This is a genomic window from Nautilia abyssi (assembly GCF_055388085.1).
The window spans coordinates 1,565,751-1,587,286 of sequence record NZ_AP042376.1 but is presented as its reverse complement, the minus strand read 5'-3'; the positions used below and the strand labels follow the sequence as shown (position 1 = coordinate 1,587,286).

Genomic DNA, 21,536 nt, shown 5'->3' with positions numbered 1-21,536 from the left:
TTAACTTTGTAATATGCTTATAGCGTTATTCGCCATTGATTTGGCACTTTGAAAAGCCGCCACGTTTGCCTGATAAGCCCTTGTCGCTTCTAATAAATCGGACATTTCTATAACCGGATTAATATTAGGATACGCCACATACCCCTGAGCATTCGCATCCGGATTGCTTGGGTCGTATTTTAATATAGGTTTTGAATCGTCCCTTACCACCTTATCGACAACTACTGTCTCAATAGGAGGTTTTGCAACCGCATTATCTTCCCCCGGCTCATCTAACGGATTTTCATACTGATGAAAATCGGCAGTTTTATCAATTTCTTGATTTAACTGATCTTCAAAAGGCACCGCTTTAAAGATAACCTCTTTTCTTCTGTACGGTCCTCCTTCCGGAGTTCTGGTTGTATTTGCATTTGCGATGTTTTCGGAAATTATATTAATTCTGAATCTTTCCGCCGAAAGACCGTATCCCGAAATATCAAAACTGTTAAAAAATCCCATTACTCAGCCTTTATATATTTTTACTTGAATCAATTACCGCTTTGAAAATATCTATATCTTTTCTTAACGCCTGAATTGTAGCGTTGTAAGCGATATTGTTTTTTGCCATTTCGGTAGTTTCCACGTCAATATCCACACTGTTGCCGTCGTTTCTCGCCAAATGGCCGTCTCTGTAAAAAACAACCGGTTTCACATCTTCGCTATCGTCAAATCCCGCTAAATGCCCCGGTTCTGTTTGAGCCAGTTTTAGTTTAGGCGTTCCATTGTGAATTCCGAATTTCTGATCCACTTCTTCCTGAAGCGCATCTTCAAATCTTATATCTTTCGGTCTGTAATAAGGAGTATCGGCATTTGCAATATTACTGGCAATCATATCCTGTCTTATTTTGCGATAATGTAAAGACTGCTCTAAGATATCAAAGCTTTTTGATATTTCAAATGCCACATTTACTCCTTTTTATTTTTACAAGCAATTTCTATTCCGTATTTTTATAACTGTTTTTAATATAAATTTTTGTTAAAATTCTATCAATATTATACTTCATAAAGGTTAATTTTGCAAAAAGTGGACTCCCTGATATTCATTATTGTCGGAATCTTGATGTTAATAGGCGCTCTTTTTTCATATTCCCTGCCCGTATATCTCGAACACGCCAAACATTTAAGCGAATACCACTTTGTTGTAAGATACATAGGATTCGGAATACTGGGATTTGGAATAATGGTTTTATTCGCAAAACTTGATCCTGATAAATGGTTTGAGAAAATAGGCTGGTTTATATTAATAACTTCGGCCATACTGGTAATTGCGATGCCTTTTCTTCCTGAAAGCGTCGCGCCTATTATTAACGGCGCCAAAAGATGGATAAAAATCGGTCCTTTTAAATTCGCACCGGTAGAGTTTTTTAAACTAGGAGTAATTTTCTTTCTTTCATGGTCGTTTACGAGAAAAGTTAAAAAAGAGGCAATTCCTTCTTTAAAGGAAGAATTTAAACTTATACTGCCTTATTTTATTATACTTGGAGGTTTTTGGTATCTGATTTTGGCATACCAGTCAGATTTAGGACAGGTAATGGTTATGGGGCTGCTGTTTGCGTTTATGCTTTTAATAGCGGGTGGAAGATTTCAGACATTTACCCTTATACTCGCCGGCGGTATTTTCGTATTCATAGCGGCAGTACTATCTTCCGGATACAGATACGCCAGATTTAAAGCATGGCTTCATTTAATGACAAACAACTTTTTCCCGAATGTAACTGTGGAAAGCAAAATGAGCTACGGACAGGTGGAGCAGTCATTAAACGCTATATACCACGGAGGTATAATCGGCCAGGGAATAGGAAACGGTATTTTTAAGCTGGGATTTCTTTCAGACGTACATACGGACTTCGTATTAGCCGGAATAGCGGAAGAAACGGGTATTATCGGCATAAGCGTAATCGTTATACTGATGCTCGCTCTCGTTTACAGAATATACAAAATAGCCAACAGAAACGAAAAAAAAGAATACCAGCTCTTTGCTTTCGGAGTAGGAACGCTTATAATGATTCAGTTTATTTTTAACGGACTTGGTGTGACTTCTTTAATCCCGATCAAAGGTCTGACCGTCCCTTTTCTAAGTTACGGGGGAAGTTCCCTTGTGGCCTTATGCACCGCAATCGGAATGGTTTTAATGATCAGTAAAAAAGCCAAACTGAATTGAGAATTGAGAATGGAGAATGGAGAATTGAAAATTAAAAAAATTGCAATAACCGGGGGAGGGACCGGAGGGCACCTTAAAATCGCAAAAGTTATAAAAGAAGAACTGAACAAAAGAGGCATAAAACCAATATATATCGGCTCCACAAGCGGTGCGGACAAAGACTGGTTTGAAAACGACGGCGGATTTGAAAAAAGCTATTTTTTACCTTCAAGAGGAGTCGTAAACAAAAAAGGGCTCGGAAAAATTTCATCATTTTTACATATTCTAAAGCTTGCAAACCAGACCAAAAAACTGTTAAAACAGCACAATGTTCAGGCTGTTTTCAGTGTAGGAGGATATTCTGCCGCCCCTGCAAGTTTCGCGGCGGTTATGTCAAAAACCCCTCTTTTTATACACGAACAAAACGCACACATAGGCTCACTGAACAGACTGCTTAAACCTTTTAGCAGGAGATTTTTTAACACTTTTCTTTATAACGATCCGTATCCTGTGGAAGATATATTTTTTGATACGGCAAGGATAAGAAATGAACTAAAAACCGTGATTTTCCTCGGAGGCAGCCAGGGCGCTCTGGCGATAAACGACCTTGCATTGAAACTCGCTCCAAAACTAAAAGAAAAAAATATCAGTATTATTCATCAGACAGGCAAAAGGGACTTTGAAAGAGTCAAAAAATTTTACGAAAAAGAAAACATAAAAGCAGATGTGTTTGATTTTGACAAACACCTGGTAAATAAAATATCAACAGCGGACTTTGCTATCTCAAGGGCCGGAGCCTCGACTCTGTTCGAACTTGCGGCAAACCTGATTCCGACTCTTTTTATACCTTATCCGTATGCAGCAGGAGACCACCAGTATTACAACGCTAAATTTTTAGCCGATAAAAACGCCGGGTTCGTAATAAGACAAAACGATATTGACATTGAAAAAACAGAAAAATTAATATTTGAAGCCGATCTAAATCAAATATCCGAAAACCTAAAAAATATAAATCAAAAAAAGGGAGCGGAAATTATTGTAGATGAAATATTAAAATCCCTTATCGATTAACGCGCATATCATATGCCCGACCATTATATGCATTTCCTGAATTCTAGGCGTATCATCCGAAGGTATTACAATATTAACATCTCCGGCTTTTGCCATTTTCCCGCCGTCTTTTCCCGTAAGGGTTATAATATTACAGCCCATGTCTTTTGCTTTATCGATTGCGTTTAGCACGTTTGCTGAATTTCCGCTTGTAGAAATTCCGATCAGTACATCGCCTTTTTTCGCTATAGCTTCCACCTGTCTTGAAAATATATATTCAAATCCATAATCGTTTCCTATTGCGGTCAAAGCCGAAGTGTCGGTAGTCAGTGCAATACCGGCAAGGCCCCGGCGCTCTTTTTTAAATCTTCCGCTAAGCTCCGCCGCTATATGCTGAGCGTCCGCAGCACTTCCCCCGTTACCGCAAAGAAGTATTTTATTCCCGTTTTTTAAGGCATCAACACACATGCTTCCGGCTCTTAATATAAGAGGCAGCAGCTCTTCCATTTTTTTTGCCGTTTCTATATGTTCGTCCAAACAGTTTTTTAACATTTCCATTTTCTATCCTTCAATTCACTTTTCATTTTTCATTTTTTTAATTATATTCGTGGTGCTTTTTCCGTCTACAAAATCTATAAGTTTTACTTCTTTTGCTATATCGCTTCCGACTACAGTTTTGCCTTCGTAGTCTTTTCCTTTTACTAAAATATCCGGCTTAATCTGTTTTATAAGCTCATATGGCGTATCCTCTTCAAATATAACCACAAAATCCACCACTTCAAGACTGGCCAGCAAATAAGCCCTGTCATATTCGTCATTTACCGGTCTTTCAGGCCCTTTCAGTCTGCTCACAGAAGCGTTTGAATTTACCCCGACTATCAATTTATCCCCGAGGGCTTTTGCTTTTTGAAGATACTTAACATGTCCCAAATGCAATATGTCAAAACACCCGTTTGTAAAAACGATTTTTTTGTTTTGAGCCCTTAAGTCATTTGCGATATGGGTTATTTTTTCAAAATCCACTATTTTATAATCCACACTGTTGTCTATTCTTCTTTCTGTTTCTTCAATTTCCTCAAGCGTAACGGTTGCGCTTCCAATTTTGCTTACTACAACAGCCGCCGCCGCATTTGCAAAATTCATGGCTTTTCTTAAATCTCCGCTTTTACTCAGATAATACCCTAGACTCGCCAAAACCGTATCGCCCGCACCCGTTACGTCATACACTTCCTTAGCAATCGTAGGGATTTTTATATATTCATCTCCGAAAAGCGCCATTCCCTCTTCACTGAGTGTCACAAGCAGAAAATCTAGATTCAGTTCTTTTTTAACTTTCCATCCGGCTTTAATCAAATCTTCTTCAGAATTTATTTCCATCCCCGCAGCGGTTGATAATTCTTTTTTATTAGGTTTAATCATCCATGCGTTTATATATTTAGAAAAATCTTTTTTAGGATCGATTATAAGTTTTTTATTATTTCTGTTTGCGAGTTTAATTATTTTCTGCGTTAATGATTTCGTCAAAACGCCTTTTTCGTAATCGCTTAAAAGTATCAAATCTATTTTTTCAATATTTTCATTGAGATAATTTAATATTTTTTCTTCATATTCGGAAGTTATCGGAGTTTTTGTTTCCCTGTCGTATCTTATTACCTGATGATTACTTGCAATCACCCTGCTTTTTACAATAGTCTCCCTGCTTAAATCCGTAAATATACCTGCGGTATCTATGTTTTTTTCTTTTAAAAGATTAACAAGCCTTTCAGAATTTTTACCCACTACGGTTGAAACAAGCACATCGCTTCCGAGTGCCAAAAGATTATTTACGACATTTCCGGCACCTCCGAGCCTGTCTTCTTCTTTAAGCACTTCCACTACAGGCACGGGAGCTTCGGGTGAAATCCTCTCACTCCTGCCCCACAGGTAGTGGTCTATCATAAAATCACCTATTACAGCAATTTTAGGTTTAAGTTCCAAGGTTGAAGGTTGAAGGTTGTTATTCATTATTATCCTTTTTAGAATTAATCAATGCATTAGTCATTTTTTCTATTTCTATCGATAAAGTATCAATTGCATCAATACTTTTAACAAAGCCAAGTTCATAAGTTAGTTCCAACTGCGTTTGTAATGAATATAAAGAGCCTAAAGTGATATTTCTTTTCCCCTTCATTCTTCTACCTTCACCCTCACTATCTAATCTCTTCTTCATATATCCTGATAATTTCAGGCAGATACGCTTTTATACCTTCTTCCAGTTCAAATTTCGGCTCATAACCTAAATATTTTTTCGTATCTTCTATATCGGCCTGGGTGAAAAACTGATACTGCCCTATATATGGATTAGGAATATACGTATCATCCCTTTTTATGTTAAGCTCTCTTTTGAGAATATCCACAATATCCTGAAAGCTTCTGGCTTTGCCTGTGCCTACGTTATAAACTCCGTTTTTCTCAGTTTCACACGATTTAATATTTGCCTGAATAACGTCTTCAATAAATATAAAATCCCTAAGTATTTTATCGCTTCCCTCAAACAGTTTGGCACTTTCACCCCTTAAAAGCTGAAGCCCGAACTGAAGAACCATCGATGCCGTTTTGTTTTTGAAATACTCTCTCGGACCGTAAACGTTAAAATACCTTAGCCCTACTATTCTGATTTTATCGTAATATTCTTTTGCAAGATTGTCCATCATCAGTTTACTGAATCCGTATACATTGTTCGGTTTTTCAAATCCCACGCTAAATTTATCACTGTTTCCGTAAGTCGCTGCAGAAGAAGCATAAATCATGGAAGCGTTTTTTTTAACGGCTAAATCGCATAAATCCTTAAAAGCGTTTACGTTCGTATCAATCATTATTTTTTGATCGGCAACCGTAGTATCGGATATAGCGGCTTCATGGAATATATAATCTATATCATACTCTTCAAGTCTTGCCAAATCGTCTTTATTATTTATATCTCCGCTTATAATAATGCCGTTAAATCCGAGCAAATTTTTAAAATGCCCGAAACTTTTAAGATTTCCGTTGCTAAACGTCTCTTCACTTCTGAATTTATCAAATACTATAACTTTACAGTTCGGATAGTTTTCCTGAAAATAAAAAGCGAGATTGCTTCCTATAAATCCGGCACCGCCCGTAACTACAACGGTTTTATTATTAAAATCTATATCAGAGTATTTCACAAAAACTCCTTTTTTATTTTTTTAATTATATCATATAAGCTTTCTTCAACTTTAAACGTTTTTTCTATTCCGGCTCGCTTAGCCGCTTCTATATCCCTGTCACTGTCGCCTATCATTATCGAATTTTTTAGATCAATTCCATATTCTTTAGCCAGATCCAAAATCATTCCGGGTTTGGGTTTTCTACATTCACACTCTCCCGTAATGTCGGGATGATGAGGACAAAACCGGACGTCTTTTATTTCAATGCCTTCTTTTTTAAATTCTTCTTTCATCCATTCAGTTAATTTATAAAAATCTTCTTCGCTGTAATAACCCCTGGCTATTCCACTTTGATTTGTCACTATAAAAAGGGTAAATCCAAAATTTTGAAGCAGTTTTAAAAGCTCAAATATTCCGTCTTTAAACTTAAAATCTTTTATTCTCCCGACATATCCCGTATCGATATTTATAACTCCGTCTCTATCTAAAAACGCCGCTTTCACACAAGCTCCTTTACAGCTTTTAACACATCTTCGGCTTTTATCTCTTTCATACACTCATGATGTCCCAAAGGACACTCCCTTTTCATACAGGGAGCACACTCCAAATCTTTTGTAACGATTTTGTAATTACTGCTCCAGGGAGAGGTTTCTTTGTAATTCGTAGGTCCAAAAACCGCAACAATCGGCACGTTATAAGCCGCTGCTATATGCATTGGACCGCTGTCGTTTGTTATAAACAGATCAAGCCCTCCGATATGTTCACAAAGTTCTTTAATGGATAACTTACCGCACAGATTTTGATAGTTTGAAATTGTGAGGTTTTTTTCAATATCCTTTGCTATTTCCTCTTCTCCGGGACCTCCGAATATTATTACGTCATATTTCTCACCCAGGGCATTTGCGACTTTCGCAAATTCCTCCGGATACCATCTCTTTGCGCTTCCGTATGTAGCACCGGGATTTATTCCAAGTACCGGTTTTTGAAAATGTTTAGGCTTATACGGTAAAACAGGCGAATAAACTTCGTTTTTTCCGATTATAGTATTTACATATTTCGAATATTTTTCAACCATATGCCCTGAAAGACTTTTGTCAAAATAAAAACTCTTTTTTGCCTTCAATCCCAAAATTTTGGAATACATACTGGTTCTGAAACTGATAAACATATCGGCTTTCGGAAAATCCATAAACTGCCTGAATTTATATTTTTTATCAATCACTATCATCTCGTCAAACCATTCCTTCAAAAGCTCGGTCGCTACAAAACTTCCGAAAATTACAGACTTTTCAGGTTTAATCTCATCCAAAACGGATTTTATCGCGCCGCTTGCCATTACAGCGTCACCCAGCCATGTGGGAGGTTCAATTAATAACTTCATTTATAACCTTAATCGTTTCATCTACGTTTTTTTCTATACTGTAATTTTTAGAAATTTCTTTTGCCTGTTTCTTTAACTTTTCAAGCTTTTCATTATCATCAAAAAGTTCCTGGATTTTATTTACAATATTATCATCTATTATCCACTCTTCAGGCAATATTTCCCCGCCGCCGCACATATCGGTAGTGAAAACAACATTCTCAAAATTCAAAGCTTCTAAAATCACGTTCCCGAAAGGCTCATACTTTGTAGGGAATATAAAAATATCCGCCATAGAATAAAATTTATCCACATCACTTCTCGGACCTGTAAAGATAACTTTATTTTCTATATTAAGCTCTTTTGCATAGCTTTTATACCACTCAATATTTTTTTCTTTTCCAACTACAAAGAATTTAAAATTGCCTTTCAATTTCGAAACAATATCCAATGCTTCTTTTACGCCTTTTCTCTTAAATCCGCTTCCTACATAAAGCAAAATTTTTTCATTATTAATATTAAATTCTTTTTTAATATCATCAAAAGGAACTTTTTCTTTTAGAGGTATTCCATTATAAATTACTTTAATTTTTTCAGACGGAACATTATATTCTTCAATAATATTACGTTTTACCATATTAGAAATTGCAATAATTTTTTTAGCATTTTTAAACATTCTTTTTTCAATATAAAGATAAACAAAGTGTAAAGGATTTAATTTTGATTTATTTTCAATTTTTAAAAATGTTTTATGAACTCCGTCACCCGCCCGGTAAATATCAGGACAAATTACCCGTTCCAAAGAAAAGTAAAATTTATTACCTTTAAATGGACAAACTTCAAGATTATACCAAATGATTTTCAGCCAGCTTGATAAAAATTTAGGAGCAGATGTATATTTGATATCAAACTTTATTCCTCTTTTTTTAAGCTCCTCCGAAAGCCTGCTTAAATAAACTTCGGCTCCCCCGAATTTAGAAGACTTTAACCTAAGAAGAGTGATCTTTTTCATACATTTCTCTTTTCATTGCAAAAAAACTCAATACAGCCAAAAATACAAATTGTTGTAAATAATGGTTTTTAAACAATGCATCTAAAAAATTTCTAAAATAAAAACTTGTAGATAAATAAAACAACAGTAAACCAAAAAAACTTTCATACAATAAAAAGTTTTTTATACCTATATACATTAATATAAACATTATTAAACTAAATAAAATAAATCCTAAAAACCCTTCTCCTAAAATTATATTTAAAATACCACTATGAGCATGATCATGATAATTAATATTATATTTCTTAGAAGCTATTTTACTAAAAATATTTCTACCAAAACCATATCCCCAAATGTTTTCATTAAAAAATTTTAAACTTTCTTTATAATAAAACATTCTCCTGTATGTAGAATCATCTGTTCCTTTAGGGATTTTATGTTGATACCAATCTAAATTATCCTGAATAAAAACAATATTAAAAGTTTTTTTAAAATCTTTCCATCTAGGATCCAATTTATAATCTATGAAACCTAATGTAACTGAAAACAAAATGCTAATTATAACTGTCATTAACAATTTTTTATTAAATAAATTTAATTTATTATTTTTTATATTATAAAGATAGTAAAAAAAAGATAAAGATACAATTAAGAATATAAGACTTATATAACCATTTCTTTTATTTTGTACAATAATACTAAATATCGATAATAAAATAAAAAAAACTAACGTTGAATTAGACACATTAAGTAAAAAGTGTTTCTGTTTAAAAATTCTTGCAATAAATTCCACGGCAAAAAAAGAAAAAATATATGGCATCATAAAATTAATTTCATCAAGTCCAACAACTATACCATAACTTCTTAACGGTAACTGCTTGTAATAAATATAATAATGCAAAGAATACAACACATGATAAATAACTAATATAAACATTCCCCAAAATATAGCTTCAAATATTTTTTTATAGTTTTGTAAAGAATTAACTATAAAGTATCCACTAATACCCAAAAGAATCAATGGAAAGAACTGATGTATATATTCATGCAATGAATAGTTTTTAAAAGGAGAGAATATAGAAATTATTAGAACCCATATAAAAAATAAGCATAATAAAATCCCTAACTTTAAACTTTCATTATCTTTATAGAAATTTTTAATATTTCCATTTTTTTTATTAAGATAAAATAAAAAAATGGAATTAATAAAAATTAAACCAATTAATATATTTCTTACAGCTATCACATGTCCAAGCGGCCAAATAACTGCTAATAAAAAAACATACAAAAATAAAGATTCATTAAAAAATTTTATCATAATTTTCCTTTAAATTTAAATACTCATTAATAGAATAATCCAGTTTAAACCTCTCTAAAATTTTATCGTCTATTTGAGGATAATTATTTAAAGCTTTTTTAATATTTTGTGCCAATTTATCCTCATCTCCTACCGGAGAAAGAAATTCTTTTAAATCACCGATAAGTACTTCACTCGGTCCTGTAGGACAGTCCGTACTAACTACAGGAGTATCTAAAATCAGTGATTCAACCAAAACCAAAGGCAAACCTTCACTGTTTGAAGACATTGCAAATAATTTTGCATTTTTTATCCAAGGATAAGGATTCTTCTGAAATCCGGGAAATATAATCTTATCTTCCAACGACAATTCTTTAATCAGTTTTTTAAGCTCATTTAAATACTCTTTATCTGATTTCGTATATGTATTACCTATTAATACTAACGGAATATCAACATTTGCTTTTTTATATGCCATTACCAATAATTTTTGATTTTTTCTGTTCTCGAATTTAGCTGCATAAATAATATATGGCACTTTAGGAATATTTGGATTGTCTTCCTCTGCTTTTTTCCTTATATATTCAAAATCAAAAGGATTATATATTGTTTTTATAAATTTTGGTTTTATTCCCATTTTATTTATCAAATCGTCTTCTAAAGCCTTGGCTACTGTAATAATATTAGCATTATCATAAACTTTTTTAAATTTTCTTTTAAATCTGAATTTATGATAAAGTTTTTTCAAGCCTTTTTTATTTTTAAATTTACTTACATAATACTCATACATAGAGTTTCTGTATCTTATATAAAAATTTGGAAGTTTCAATTTTTTGCCGAGTAAATCCATATCTTCTGCATTAGAGATATACATATCAACTTTTCTCCCGTCTTTTTCAATATTTTGGATAGTATTTTTAAGTTTTTTAGCCAAAGCTAATTTATTTAAAAATTTATTTTTATATATAACTCCGTCATCGGTCAACGTATGTATTTTTATATTTTGATCAACTTCATGTTCGATGATATTTTTTACTAAAACTATATGAACTTCACATCCTTTTTTTAAAAAGCCTCTTGCTAAATTTAATGTAATTCTCTCAGCACCTCCTCCGATTAAACTGTCATTTAATAAAACTATTTTTTTCATCTTCTTTCCTTTATCTTTTTACAAGGTACTCCCACATTAATACTAAAAGGTTCTATATCTTTATTAACAATACTGTTGGCACCTATTACGGCTCCTTTACCTATCTTTACTCCAGGAAGAATTGTAACATTTGCTCCTATCCAGACGTCGTCTTCAATAATTATTGGGGCTGTTTTTGACTTTTGTTTTTTAATTGGAATATCAATACTTTCAAATGAGTGATTATACGCAATAATATTTACTTTCGGTCCTATCAAAACATTCTGACCTATTATGATTTTGCCGCCTGAGTTTACAATTGTAAAATTATTCAATTCAGTATTATTTCCTATTTCAATATAACCGTTTACATTAGCCTGTAAAAAAACATACGGATTTAAAGTTACTTTATCTCCAAGAATAATCCTTCCTCTGTTTGAAGCATCCAGTTCGCAATATCTGTGCAATTTACATTGAGCCCCTATAGTGATATTTTCACTGCCTTTTAAAAAAATTTTCAATGATATTTTACTGTTTCTTTTTTGCTTCATTATCCATATAAAATCTTTAAATTTCATTCATCAGCCTTGTAACATTTTTCAACACCTCATCAACAGTAATCTGTTTCATACACTCGGGATATTTACACTTTTTATCAATGCACGGTGTGCATGTTTTAGGCTTTTGAATAAACGGATGAATATCCAAATCATAACAGGCGTTTGTCTGTTGAGGTTCACCCGCAACAAACAATCCTAAAGTCGGAGTCTTTAAAGCTATAGCCATATGAAGCGGACCCGTATCCGGCGTAACCAATAAATTAAGTTTATCAATCAATGCCGCAGCTCCCCCTAAAGAAAATTTACCGGCTAAATTTAAAACTCTTTTATCGTTAATTCCTCTTTCCACTTCATCTGTCAACTTTTTTTCGTTCGGGGCACCGGTTAAAATGATATTAATATCCGGGTATTTACTTAAAAGCTTTTTGCCAAGTTCTACCCATCTTTCATTAAACCATCTTCTGCTAATTGTAGAAGCCCCTATTTGAAATCCTATTAACTTTTTATTTTTGGGCAATATTTTTTCTGTTTCTTCAATCCATTCATCATTTAAAAACAAATCCATTCGACAATCAGTTTCTTCAATTCCGAGCCATTTTAAAAATTTAAGTCTTGTTTTTATAAAATGCTCATTATGATTTTTAGAAACTATACCGTTACTATGCCATTTCGTAAACTGATTTTTATCATTTGGAAGTTTTATTATATATTTTGCTCCGCTTAAAACCGCAAGAGGAGTGGCCTGAGGATCATTTGAATGTAATGCTAAAATAAGTTTAGGATTAATTTCTTTTAATTCTTTCAATGCTTTAAAAAAATGTTTTGTTTTCCCTGAATATAAAATAATATCATCAATATAAGGATTGTTTTCAAACAGTTTATAATTATTAGGATTCATAACCACAATCAGTTTTTTATCTGGAAAATGTTTTTTCAAGCTTCTAAACACAGGTGTATTAAAAAGAGTATCTCCAATTGCGGTATTACTGAAACAGACTATTTTATCAATTTCTTCCATAGGAACCAAATCTGTTTTTATAATTTGATTTTCAGGTAAAATATACGGAATAATATACTTAAATATTCTCATATATTTTCCTCTATTTTTTTAATAATAGTCTCTGGTTCAATATTTTCGGCTATTTTACTTTCATGTTGAATTACTAAATTTTTATATCCCCACGGATACCATTTATTCATATTTGTCTTTCCGCTTATAGCTATTGTTTTAATTCCAAGAGCCGGGGCTATATGTAAAGCTCCTCCGTCAAGTGTTACAAACAGTTTATCATTTGAAATAATCCCAGCTAAATCTAGTAATGATTTGGTTTTTATAAAAGAAGCCTTGGTGTTTTTCTCCAACCACTCAGCATCATCAAAATCTTTAGGTTCCGCAGTAATTATTATTTTTTCATATTTTAAGTTATCTATAATTTTTTTAAACTTTTCTTTGGAGTACTGATTTTCTTTAAGTCTTGAAGAAATATGAAAATGAATTGCGCTTTTTAAGTGTTTATATTTTTTAATATATTCATTTTCAACATAAAAGTAAGGTTTTTCATTATTATATTCAACTTCTAAAGGTTTTAAGAAATCGTAACAAAACTCTATTTCATGTTTGTTATTATCCGGTTTTATATGAATCGTAAATTTATCTCTTCCTTTTTTATCTTTTACCCCTATTCTCATTTTAGCTTTGCTGATATTACTAAATTGCTCCGCAGACGGCGAATATTCACTTCTAAAAACAACACTTACATCATATTTTTCTTTTCTGATACCGTTAAATATTTTAATTTTTCCAAACAGAGCTTTTAACTTTTCCCCAACTCCGTTTACATGTTTAGGTTTAGTATAAACATATATATTGTCTACAAAAGAATTATTTCTGATCCCCAAAAAATTATAACTGTTAACCACGATATCAATTTGAGCATTTGGATATTTTTTTCTTAAAGCCTCAATTGCAGGTGTTGTACATATCAAATCACCTAGATTATCGTTTCTTATTAAGAGTATTTTCATTTAAGAACCTTTTCATATACGCTAAGCACTTTATTTACCATCGCTTTTTTAGAAAAATTCTCAACAATATAATCTCTGTCTTTATTAAACTGCAATTCTTTATTATAAATTTTTTTAACACCCTCAACCCATTTGTTTAAATCCAAACCGTTAAGCATTAAAAAGTTGTTGTCTTTATATAAATCCCTCACACTTCCGACATTGCCGGCTATTATATCTTTTTGCATCATAAGACCCTGAATCACACTTTGGGGCACTCCCTCTTTAGAATCGGATGTTAACAGCTGCAAATCTATAGCTTTTAAAAATTCGGGCACTTTTGTAATATGTCCTAAAAGTTTTACGTTTTTTAAGTTTAAATCTTTTATTTTCTTTTCTATTTCTTCTCTTTTTGGTCCCTCACCGGCTATTACAAATTCAATATTTTCATTATCTTTAAAATAATTGGCAATATCCAAAAAAAAATCGTGTCTTTTAAATGAACGCAAAACTGCCACTATTCCGATATAAAATTTATTATCATCCAAACCGAAAATTTTTCTGCACTCATTTGTATCATACTTTTGAGGATCAAATATTTCATCATCTATTCCGGTCGGAATTGACATTATCTTTTCAGGGTTTATTCTGTTATATTTAATCATATCTTCCCTAACACTCTCACCCGTTGTAATAATAAAATCCGCAAGTTCGTTAATAAAATTGGTCCTTGAAGGGTTTATTCTGTTGCTTAGATGCCTTGTTCTTATAAACTTTGCTCCGCTAAGCTTTGCGGCAACTCCACCAACCCACGTATCTTTTCCGGAATGAGTATTAATTATATCTATTTTATCTCTTTTTATGATTTTCATTAACTCAAAAAGCGTTTTAAAATCCAAATTACCTCTAAACGGCAACGTATAAACCTTAAAACCTCTTTTTAAAGCTTCATCTTTTATCCTGCTTCCTTCCCTGCAGGCAAGCATTACATCAACTCCCTGTTCTCTTACACCTTCCATTTCAGAAATTATCCTGATTTCCTGTCCTCCCCATCCGTCAGACCATTCCGTATGTAAAATCCTCACAGTTTCTCCTCAATAATATTAAAAATTTTTTCCATATCAAACTGCATTAAACACTCACTCACTTTACTTCCGTTACAACCGTCTTTTCCGCATGGGATGCAATCCCAGTCATGCTGTATAACCGTATGTTTTCCCATTGTTTGAATTCCGCTTTTTTTCGTATATCCACTCTCAAACAGCTCATTATCCCACGGTCCCCAGTTAAACGCCCCGCTTGGACCGAAAAACGCCACAACGGGAGTATCTACAGCCGCCGCCATATGCATAACAGCCGTATCTACTCCTATAAACAGTTTAGCTATGCTTGAAAGATATGCCACCTGATTTAAACTGAGTTTTCCGCTTAAATTTATCGGCTTATTTTTACAATAAGATAAAATTTTATTAACTTTTTCTATTTCTTTTTTATCAGGACTCGCCGTTATTACAACTTTTTGACCTTTTTCATATAAAAAATCAATAATATCTGCCATAATTTTATCATCTATACATTTAAATAGCCAACGCGAAACGGGATGAATATGAATAAAATTATCCGGTATTAACTTTTTTACTTTCTCAATATCCTCATTACTCCAAAAAATTTCGACTTTTTTTTCATATATATCTTTATTTATAATCCTTAAAGCATCCAAATTATTCTCAATAATATGTCTCATAAGTGGCGGCTTTGGCATTATAAAATTAAATGCTTTTTTCAACATAATATTTTTATTGACTTTATAACCGATCTTTATCTTTGCATTACTGAATTTTGCTATAAAAGCGCCCCTGTCTCCTTCAGTTGTATTGATCACCACATCATAATTTTTAAAACTTTTTAAAAATTTATATTCTTCAATAAAACGTTTTAATTTCGGAAGAGATTTATAATAGCTTCTGTCATATGTATAAATCCTGTTTATATTCGGATTCCCTTTAAGCATGGCTTCCGTGCCTTTATTTACCGCAACATCAATCCGTGCCTCGGGAAAATTCATCTTCAGATTTTTAATTAAAGGAGTAGTTAAAAGAACATCTCCTATATTTCTGAATTTTATAACCAAAATTTTCATTTTTTCCCCTTGACGTATTTCCAAAAAGTATACTGTGAATAAAGCCTTGCGATTACAAAGCCGTCCCAGCCTTCCAAAAATCCGAGCTTTATAAAATACAGCTTAAAAAACGTCCATAAAGGAGAAATAAAAGCTTTTAATTTATTCGGTTTCGCCCCAAGCGTTGAATATCTGTTCTGCTTATCGATAAATTCCTCAATGCTTTCATACGCCAGATGTTTCATAGGATTTTTCAAATACCCGATTTCACATTCACATTCAACGCTTTCATGGACTTCTTTTTCGTTAAATTTTGCCTTTTTTTTATTGAAAAGTCTTACGGAATAATCAGGATAAAGCCCTAAATGCTTTATTTCCCTGCCCCAAAAAACATTTATTCTCGGAACATAATACGCGTTAAATTCCGGATTTTTCAATATGGCTTTTATTTCATTTTGAAGTTCAGCGGTTATCCTCTCATCCGAATCAAGCACAAAAACCCAGTCGTTTTTTGCTAAATCGACAGCCTTTTGTTTCTGTTTTCCAAATCCGAGCCATTCCTGAAATTCAACTCTCGCATCCATAGCTTTAGCCGTTTCACATGTATTGTCACTGCTTCCGCTGTCAAGTATCAAAACCTCATCGGCAAACAAAGCGGATTTAACCGCGCCCTCTATAAATTTTGCACTGTTTTTCGTAATTATTACGACACTCAGCTTATTCATATCTGTCCTCGTAATAATGCTTAAACCTTCTGTGAAACCAATACCATAATTCCGGATATTTTTTAACTTCTTCCTCAATTATTTTAGACTGCCTATCAACACAGCTTTGAATATCATCACAAACAAACACATCTTTAAAGCTTATAACCCATTTATCGTCTTTTTTTTCTGCAAAACCCATAACAACAGAAACTTTCAGTTTTTTACTAAGAAGAGCAGCGCTTGGTGTCTGAAGAACTTTTTTACCGAAAAATTCGGTATCTAACCCTTCTTCTTTAGATGTATTCTGATCAACTAAAATTCCTATGCTTCTTCCGTTTTTCAAATCTCTCATTAAATTTTTAAGAGCGCCTTTTTTACCGTATATTTTTACATTGAATTTTTCACGAATTTTTTTAATTCTTTCGTTCAGTTTCGGATTGTCTATCTCTCTTACAACGGCACTGATGGGAGTTACAAAAGCGCCTATTGCCAAAACCGCGATTTCCCAGTTTCCAAAATGTGCCCCTGTAAAAATTACAGGTCCTTTTTGAAGTTCATTTTTTACCGTTTCGAGATTCTCAAATTCAACTTTTTTGGCCAAATCCTCTTTACTCATTTTCGAAAGTTCGATAAATTCAAACAGATTGCTTACGAAGTTTTCATAAACTTTTTTTGCTATGTTTTCTTTTTCTTTTTTTGAAAGAGTATCTCCGTAAGCTAAATCAAGATTGACAAATACTATCTTTTTTCTTTTTGAATCAAATTTATAAAACAGAAACGTCAATATTTTTTTTAAATATTTTTTCATAAAATCAGGACATATTTTTAGTAATTTTTCTAAAAACAGATATCCGTAATAAAACATATTATCAAAATTCATCTGTTCTCTTTATTATGTTTTTAACATCCATTTTATCCATCACGTTTAACCTCTTGTTTATTTCTTTGTTTTGAATTTCTACACTTTTAGAATACCTGTTTTCTAAAATTTTATTGTTATAAGTACATCCGTATAAAATAACATTGTTAATATTATTCGCCCAAGCTATAAAGCTAGGCCCCGTATCGTTTCCGATTAACAAATCGCTTTTATCTATCAAAGCCTTTAAATCATTCAGGTTTAAACTTACGGGTGTAACGTTTTTGGCCTTATCGGCTATAAAAAACGCTTCTTTTTTTTCATTTTCGCCTACATACGGAACTATTATATTTTCGTTTTTAAAATATTCAGCAAGCTCTGTCCAGACGTGAAGAGGCGTTTTTTTACACTCCCAGCTCGCACCTATTATAAAAACTATGTTTTTTCTCTCACGGCTTAAACATTCAAATTCCCTGTCTTTGTAAAACAGCAGTTTCGGGTGATTAATCAAATAACCGTCATCTTCCATTTCAAAAAGCTCCAAATATCTCTGAACGGCAAACTTCTTTTTTGATTTTATTTTCTTATCATAAAAAATTGAAGCTATCTTTTCCCTCGGATTTGCGTACCCTATTACTTCGTTTCCTATTATTCTCGCAACCAGAGCGCTTTTTATAAGCCCCTGCAAATCGTATACGTTTTGATATGTTTTTTGTCTTAGCTCTTTATAAATATTCCAAAGCTGCTTTTTATCTTTTTTAGCGGCTCTTAAATTTACAGGCACAATGTTATTAATATAAGGATTGTTTTGTAAAATATCTTTAAATGATTCATCCACCACAAAATCTATTTTTTCTTCAAGTTTTGGCAAAACAACCAAAGAATGTATAATATCACCTAAAGAACTCAGTTTTATTATCGTATCCATTGTTTCCTTTAAATTTTGATAAGATAGTAAAATTATAACAAATGAAAGGTTTAGATTTTGTGGAAATTTATTAAAGAATACCTCCCTTATTATAAACATTACAAAAAAGAGATATTTTTAGCTGTAATCGGGATGATAATGGTATCAGTATCCACCGCTGCCATTGCGTATATTATCAAACCGGTTCTTGACAAAATATTCATTGATAAAAACGAACATCTTTTATACCTGCTTCCGATCGGAATTATTATTATCTACTTCATAAAAGGAGTCGGAAGGTATATTCAGACATATTACGTTACATACATAGGCGAAGACGTAGTAAGACAGATAAGAGACAAGTTTTTAAGTTATATTTTGACGTTTGATATGGATTACTTCAAAAAAACACATTCAGGCGAACTTGTCAGCAGAATAATCAACGATATCAACAGAATACAAAGCGCCATAAGCCACGATTTGGCAAACTTTATAAGAGATGTTTTAATGGCCCTGTTTTTATTAGGAGTTGTGATATATCAAAGCCCTAAGTTAGCTTTTTTTGCGATCATAATTATGCCGCTTATTATTTATCCGATAGGTAAAATAGCCAAAAAACTGAAAAACCTCTCAAAACAGTCACAGGCCAAAACTGCGGATTTAAACAAACATTTAAGCGAAATATTTAAAAACATCGAAACAATAAAAGCATACAATGCCAAAATATTCGAATATGAAAAATTTAAAGAAGAAAATTTAAGATATTTAAAAATCAATCTTAAAACAGTCAGAACTTCCGCACTTTTAAATCCTATACTCGAACTTATGAACGCAACGGTTGCCGCAATCGTTATTATAGTAGGAGGTCACGAAGTAATTACGGGACAGATGAGTGTCGGTGCGTTTTTTTCTTTTATGACGGCTCTTTTTATGATGACCGAGCCTATCAAAAGAGCATCAAACACATACTCCAACCTACAAAACGCCATTGCTGCAAACGAAAGGTTAAAAGAAATTTTCCACCTCAAACCTCAGATTGTATCTGGAGATAAAAAGCTTGATAATATAGAAAAAATAGAATTTAAGAATGTATCGTTAAAATACGGAGACAATACGGCTCTTCAAAATATAACCTATACCGCCGAAAAACCTGTGAAAGTCGGCCTTGTTGGCGACAGCGGAGGAGGAAAAAGTTCTTTTGTAAGTCTCATTATGAGATTTTACGATCCGAGCAGCGGTGAAATATTAATAAACGGTGAAAACATGAAACGCTACTCCCTGGAAGACTTAAGAGAAAAAATTGCATATATTCCTCAAAACGTCCATATATTTAACGACACCATTGCTGCAAACGTCGCATACGGCAAGGAAATTGACGAAGAAAAAGTTAAAACCGCACTTAAAAAGGCCAATTTACTGGAATACATCCAAAGCCTGCCTGAGGGTATATATACAGTACTGCATGAAAACGGCAGCAACCTCAGCGGAGGACAAAAACAAAGAATCGCAATAGCAAGGGCCCTTTATAAAGATCCCGATGTTTTAATACTAGATGAAGCGACAAGCGCGCTTGACAACAAAAGCGAAGCGGTTATAATGGATGCCATTAACAACCTCAAAGACATGATAGTGTTCATAATCGCCCACAGACTTCATACAATCGACAATGCCGATGAAATACTTGTTTTCAAAAACGGTAAAATAGAATGTTCAGGGAAAAAAGAAGATCTATTGGAAAAATGCGAAGAGTTTAAAAAACTCTATCAAAAATCATATTAATTTTTCTAAATTATTAATTATTTTTGTAGGGGTCAAGGCATAGTTCGGCTCGTAATTTCCGGCAAGAGAATGTGCCAGACTTCCGTGAATGGCGGCTTTTAAAGGATGCCATCCCTGCGCCAGCAGTGAGCCTATAAGCCCGGCCAGTATGTCTCCGCTTCCGCCTTTTGCCAAAGAAACGCTACCGTTCGGGTCAATAAACAGTTTTTTATTGTAAGCTATTATTTTATTCGCACCTTTAAGCAGCAACACTACCTGAGGATATTTTTCACTGAATTTTTCCGCCAGTTCAAATCTGTTTGCCTGCACGTCTTTTGTAGTGTAATCTCCAAGGCCAACTATTTTGAGCAAACTAGCAAACTCTTTAGGATGAGGCGTAAGCACGGCTTTTTTATTCAAAAATGATGTTATTTTTTCTTTATAAAACATATCCGCGTCAATAACCATAGGAATATCCAAAGAAATTATATCATCCATTATATCGTCGAAATGGTTATTCATACCCATTCCGAAAGCCAAGGCTGTGAAATTTCCTATTTTACCGGTCTGCATTATTTCATAAGGAGCATCTACTTTTTCACGGGTTATTATACTAACAAGACCGCATCCGAAATTAAATGCCGCCTGTGAAGCCAGAATTCCGGCTCCGGGTTTATCTCCCACCAATACTCCCAAATGTCCGTATGTTCTTTTATGGGTATTTTGTCTGTTTCTAAGAGGCAAAATAAGATCGTCTTTTTCCAAAACAAAATAACAGCATTTATTTATATATTTAGTAAAACTCACCCCCAGATCGGCTTTTTTTATCACACCTACATAATCTTTAGCCGCATCGCCGTAAAGAGATATTTTCTCCGCACCCATTGTAATTGTCACGTCGGCTCTGAAAGCCGCAGGTCTTAAATTGCCTTTATCGTCAATTCCCGTAGGAACGTCACATGCGATTTTATATGCTTTTAATTTATTCATTTTATTTACGATTGCAACCAGTTCGCTGCTTAAATCCCTTTTCAAACCGCTTCCGAATATCGCATCCACAAGACAGTCGCAGTTTTTATACACCGTTTCGATATGTCCTCCGACGGCTGTAAATCTCTCTAGCTGAAGTTTGCACATTTCCGATTTTGCGCCAAGAGGCATATACAGGTTAACATGATAATCACCAAGCAGTATTCTTGCAAGAGTAACACCGTCTGCACCGTTGTTTCCGGGTCCTGCCACAATATTTACCGTTGAATTTTTCGGAATTTTTTCATAAATTTCCAAAGCCATACTGTATGCGGCATGCTCCATCAATATATCTTCCGTAAGTTTATATTCTTCATAACACTTCTTATCGAACGAATAGACTTCTTTAAACGCGGGTTTCATATTTACTCCTTAGAGGCATAGAAAGATTTAAAAAGTTTTCCTGCTTTATTGTAA

At 33.3% G+C, this 21,536-nt stretch carries 23 protein-coding genes; 3 read left to right on the top strand and 20 right to left on the bottom strand.

Annotated features, from left to right (window positions below):
• Both flgC and flgB read right to left on the bottom strand, forming a co-directional pair.
• Positions 1–498 (bottom strand): flagellar basal body rod protein FlgC, encoded by a 498-nt coding sequence (gene flgC, locus ACZ5EP_RS08330; protein WP_464508744.1) that lies wholly within the window; start codon positions 496–498, stop codon positions 1–3.
• 10 nt (positions 499–508) lie between these two features.
• On the bottom strand, positions 509–943 hold the full coding sequence (gene flgB, locus ACZ5EP_RS08325; RefSeq protein WP_464508743.1) for a flagellar basal body rod protein FlgB: 435 nt from the start codon (positions 941–943) through the stop codon (positions 509–511).
• Between the two features lie 120 nt (positions 944–1,063).
• Here flgB and ACZ5EP_RS08320 point away from each other — a divergent pair, with 120 nt between their 5' ends.
• Together ACZ5EP_RS08320 and murG are read left to right on the top strand one after the other, a co-directional pair.
• Entirely contained in the window at positions 1,064–2,200 is a 1,137-nt protein-coding gene (locus ACZ5EP_RS08320) for an FtsW/RodA/SpoVE family cell cycle protein (RefSeq protein ID WP_246831120.1), read from the top strand.
• Positions 2,201–2,209: 9 nt separating this feature from the next.
• Positions 2,210–3,250, top strand: a complete 1,041-nt coding sequence (murG, locus tag ACZ5EP_RS08315) for an undecaprenyldiphospho-muramoylpentapeptide beta-N-acetylglucosaminyltransferase (protein ID WP_464508742.1) — start codon at positions 2,210–2,212, stop codon at positions 3,248–3,250.
• On the opposite strand, the gene gmhA is transcribed toward murG, so the two are convergent.
• The 17 genes from gmhA to ACZ5EP_RS08230 all read right to left on the bottom strand — a co-directional run bounded on the left by gmhA (position 3,230) and on the right by ACZ5EP_RS08230 (position 18,353).
• Positions 3,230–3,736: a D-sedoheptulose 7-phosphate isomerase gene (gmhA, locus tag ACZ5EP_RS08310; RefSeq protein WP_464509644.1), complete on the bottom strand. Its 507-nt coding sequence runs from the start codon at positions 3,734–3,736 to the stop codon at positions 3,230–3,232. The two genes, murG and gmhA, sit on opposite strands and share 21 nt — an antisense overlap.
• 66 nt (positions 3,737–3,802) lie before the next feature.
• The gene (gene rfaE1, locus ACZ5EP_RS08305) at positions 3,803–5,233 is read right to left on the bottom strand and encodes a D-glycero-beta-D-manno-heptose-7-phosphate kinase (protein WP_464508740.1); all 1,431 of its coding nucleotides are present in this window, start codon (positions 5,231–5,233) and stop codon (positions 3,803–3,805) included.
• Positions 5,226–5,438 carry a four helix bundle protein gene (locus ACZ5EP_RS08300; RefSeq protein WP_464508739.1) on the bottom strand — a complete coding sequence of 71 codons (213 nt, stop codon included), beginning with the start codon at positions 5,436–5,438 and terminating at the stop codon, positions 5,226–5,228. The genes rfaE1 and ACZ5EP_RS08300 overlap by 8 nt, the downstream gene beginning before the upstream one ends.
• The gene (gene rfaD, locus ACZ5EP_RS08295; RefSeq protein ID WP_464508737.1) at positions 5,419–6,414 is read right to left on the bottom strand and encodes an ADP-glyceromanno-heptose 6-epimerase; all 996 of its coding nucleotides are present in this window, start codon (positions 6,412–6,414) and stop codon (positions 5,419–5,421) included. The genes ACZ5EP_RS08300 and rfaD overlap by 20 nt, the downstream gene beginning before the upstream one ends.
• Positions 6,411–6,899: a D-glycero-beta-D-manno-heptose 1,7-bisphosphate 7-phosphatase gene (gmhB, locus tag ACZ5EP_RS08290; protein ID WP_464508736.1), complete on the bottom strand. Its 489-nt coding sequence runs from the start codon at positions 6,897–6,899 to the stop codon at positions 6,411–6,413. Before gmhB ends, rfaD begins: the two co-directional genes overlap by 4 nt.
• Complete coding sequence (gene waaF / locus ACZ5EP_RS08285; RefSeq protein WP_464508735.1) at positions 6,896–7,777, bottom strand: lipopolysaccharide heptosyltransferase II; 882 nt, start codon at positions 7,775–7,777, stop codon at positions 6,896–6,898. The genes gmhB and waaF overlap by 4 nt, the downstream gene beginning before the upstream one ends.
• Positions 7,761–8,768 carry a glycosyltransferase family 4 protein gene (locus ACZ5EP_RS08280; protein ID WP_464508734.1) on the bottom strand — a complete coding sequence of 336 codons (1,008 nt, stop codon included), beginning with the start codon at positions 8,766–8,768 and terminating at the stop codon, positions 7,761–7,763. The genes waaF and ACZ5EP_RS08280 overlap by 17 nt, the downstream gene beginning before the upstream one ends.
• Positions 8,746–10,068 carry an O-antigen ligase family protein gene (locus ACZ5EP_RS08275; protein ID WP_464508733.1) on the bottom strand — a complete coding sequence of 441 codons (1,323 nt, stop codon included), beginning with the start codon at positions 10,066–10,068 and terminating at the stop codon, positions 8,746–8,748. Before ACZ5EP_RS08275 ends, ACZ5EP_RS08280 begins: the two co-directional genes overlap by 23 nt.
• Entirely contained in the window at positions 10,052–11,197 is a 1,146-nt protein-coding gene (locus ACZ5EP_RS08270) for a glycosyltransferase (RefSeq protein WP_464508732.1), read from the bottom strand. Before ACZ5EP_RS08270 ends, ACZ5EP_RS08275 begins: the two co-directional genes overlap by 17 nt.
• Positions 11,194–11,754 (bottom strand): acyltransferase, encoded by a 561-nt coding sequence (locus ACZ5EP_RS08265; RefSeq protein WP_464508731.1) that lies wholly within the window; start codon positions 11,752–11,754, stop codon positions 11,194–11,196. Before ACZ5EP_RS08265 ends, ACZ5EP_RS08270 begins: the two co-directional genes overlap by 4 nt.
• Positions 11,744–12,826 carry a glycosyltransferase family 9 protein gene (locus ACZ5EP_RS08260; RefSeq protein WP_464508730.1) on the bottom strand — a complete coding sequence of 361 codons (1,083 nt, stop codon included), beginning with the start codon at positions 12,824–12,826 and terminating at the stop codon, positions 11,744–11,746. The genes ACZ5EP_RS08265 and ACZ5EP_RS08260 overlap by 11 nt, the downstream gene beginning before the upstream one ends.
• Positions 12,823–13,761, bottom strand: a complete 939-nt coding sequence (locus tag ACZ5EP_RS08255) for a glycosyltransferase family 9 protein (RefSeq protein ID WP_464508728.1) — start codon at positions 13,759–13,761, stop codon at positions 12,823–12,825. Before ACZ5EP_RS08255 ends, ACZ5EP_RS08260 begins: the two co-directional genes overlap by 4 nt.
• Positions 13,758–14,825, bottom strand: coding sequence for a glycosyltransferase family 4 protein (locus ACZ5EP_RS08250; protein WP_464508727.1), 1,068 nt, complete (start codon positions 14,823–14,825; stop codon positions 13,758–13,760). Before ACZ5EP_RS08250 ends, ACZ5EP_RS08255 begins: the two co-directional genes overlap by 4 nt.
• On the bottom strand, positions 14,822–15,880 hold the full coding sequence (gene rfaQ, locus ACZ5EP_RS08245) for a putative lipopolysaccharide heptosyltransferase III (RefSeq protein ID WP_464508726.1): 1,059 nt from the start codon (positions 15,878–15,880) through the stop codon (positions 14,822–14,824). Before rfaQ ends, ACZ5EP_RS08250 begins: the two co-directional genes overlap by 4 nt.
• Positions 15,877–16,584 (bottom strand): glycosyltransferase family 2 protein, encoded by a 708-nt coding sequence (locus tag ACZ5EP_RS08240; RefSeq protein WP_464508725.1) that lies wholly within the window; start codon positions 16,582–16,584, stop codon positions 15,877–15,879. The genes rfaQ and ACZ5EP_RS08240 overlap by 4 nt, the downstream gene beginning before the upstream one ends.
• Positions 16,577–17,446 (bottom strand): lipid A biosynthesis lauroyl acyltransferase, encoded by an 870-nt coding sequence (locus ACZ5EP_RS08235; protein WP_464508724.1) that lies wholly within the window; start codon positions 17,444–17,446, stop codon positions 16,577–16,579. The genes ACZ5EP_RS08240 and ACZ5EP_RS08235 overlap by 8 nt, the downstream gene beginning before the upstream one ends.
• Positions 17,436–18,353: a glycosyltransferase family 9 protein gene (locus tag ACZ5EP_RS08230; RefSeq protein ID WP_464508723.1), complete on the bottom strand. Its 918-nt coding sequence runs from the start codon at positions 18,351–18,353 to the stop codon at positions 17,436–17,438. Before ACZ5EP_RS08230 ends, ACZ5EP_RS08235 begins: the two co-directional genes overlap by 11 nt.
• A gap of 57 nt (positions 18,354–18,410) precedes the next feature.
• On the opposite strand from ACZ5EP_RS08230, the gene ACZ5EP_RS08225 reads away from it, so the two are divergent.
• Positions 18,411–20,111: an ABC transporter ATP-binding protein gene (locus ACZ5EP_RS08225; protein WP_464508722.1), complete on the top strand. Its 1,701-nt coding sequence runs from the start codon at positions 18,411–18,413 to the stop codon at positions 20,109–20,111.
• On the opposite strand, the gene ACZ5EP_RS08220 is transcribed toward ACZ5EP_RS08225, so the two are convergent.
• Positions 20,103–21,482, bottom strand: coding sequence for an NAD(P)H-hydrate dehydratase (locus ACZ5EP_RS08220; RefSeq protein WP_464508721.1), 1,380 nt, complete (start codon positions 21,480–21,482; stop codon positions 20,103–20,105). The genes ACZ5EP_RS08225 and ACZ5EP_RS08220 overlap by 9 nt on opposite strands.
• Positions 21,483–21,536 lie beyond the last annotated feature (54 nt).

Bases quoted from the DNA above. Each gene is read 5' to 3' on its own strand.
- flgC (WP_464508744.1), bottom strand. From the start codon at position 498: ATGGGATTTTTTAACAGTTTTGATATTTCGGGATACGGTCTTTCGGCG.
- murG (WP_464508742.1), top strand. From the start codon at position 2,210: ATGGAGAATGGAGAATTGAAAATTAAAAAAATTGCAATAACCGGGGGA.
- gmhA (WP_464509644.1), bottom strand. From the start codon at position 3,736: ATGGAAGAGCTGCTGCCTCTTATATTAAGAGCCGGAAGCATGTGTGTT.
- rfaE1 (WP_464508740.1), bottom strand. From the start codon at position 5,233: ATGAATAACAACCTTCAACCTTCAACCTTGGAACTTAAACCTAAAATT.
- ACZ5EP_RS08300 (WP_464508739.1), bottom strand. From the start codon at position 5,438: ATGAAGAAGAGATTAGATAGTGAGGGTGAAGGTAGAAGAATGAAGGGG.
- waaF (WP_464508735.1), bottom strand. From the start codon at position 7,777: ATGAAGTTATTAATTGAACCTCCCACATGGCTGGGTGACGCTGTAATG.
- ACZ5EP_RS08280 (WP_464508734.1), bottom strand. From the start codon at position 8,768: ATGAAAAAGATCACTCTTCTTAGGTTAAAGTCTTCTAAATTCGGGGGA.
- ACZ5EP_RS08275 (WP_464508733.1), bottom strand. From the start codon at position 10,068: ATGATAAAATTTTTTAATGAATCTTTATTTTTGTATGTTTTTTTATTA.
- ACZ5EP_RS08270 (WP_464508732.1), bottom strand. From the start codon at position 11,197: ATGAAAAAAATAGTTTTATTAAATGACAGTTTAATCGGAGGAGGTGCT.
- ACZ5EP_RS08265 (WP_464508731.1), bottom strand. From the start codon at position 11,754: ATGAAATTTAAAGATTTTATATGGATAATGAAGCAAAAAAGAAACAGT.
- ACZ5EP_RS08260 (WP_464508730.1), bottom strand. From the start codon at position 12,826: ATGAGAATATTTAAGTATATTATTCCGTATATTTTACCTGAAAATCAA.
- ACZ5EP_RS08255 (WP_464508728.1), bottom strand. From the start codon at position 13,761: ATGAAAATACTCTTAATAAGAAACGATAATCTAGGTGATTTGATATGT.
- rfaQ (WP_464508726.1), bottom strand. From the start codon at position 15,880: ATGAAAATTTTGGTTATAAAATTCAGAAATATAGGAGATGTTCTTTTA.
- ACZ5EP_RS08240 (WP_464508725.1), bottom strand. From the start codon at position 16,584: ATGAATAAGCTGAGTGTCGTAATAATTACGAAAAACAGTGCAAAATTT.
- ACZ5EP_RS08235 (WP_464508724.1), bottom strand. From the start codon at position 17,446: ATGAATTTTGATAATATGTTTTATTACGGATATCTGTTTTTAGAAAAA.
- ACZ5EP_RS08230 (WP_464508723.1), bottom strand. From the start codon at position 18,353: ATGGATACGATAATAAAACTGAGTTCTTTAGGTGATATTATACATTCT.
- ACZ5EP_RS08220 (WP_464508721.1), bottom strand. From the start codon at position 21,482: ATGAAACCCGCGTTTAAAGAAGTCTATTCGTTCGATAAGAAGTGTTAT.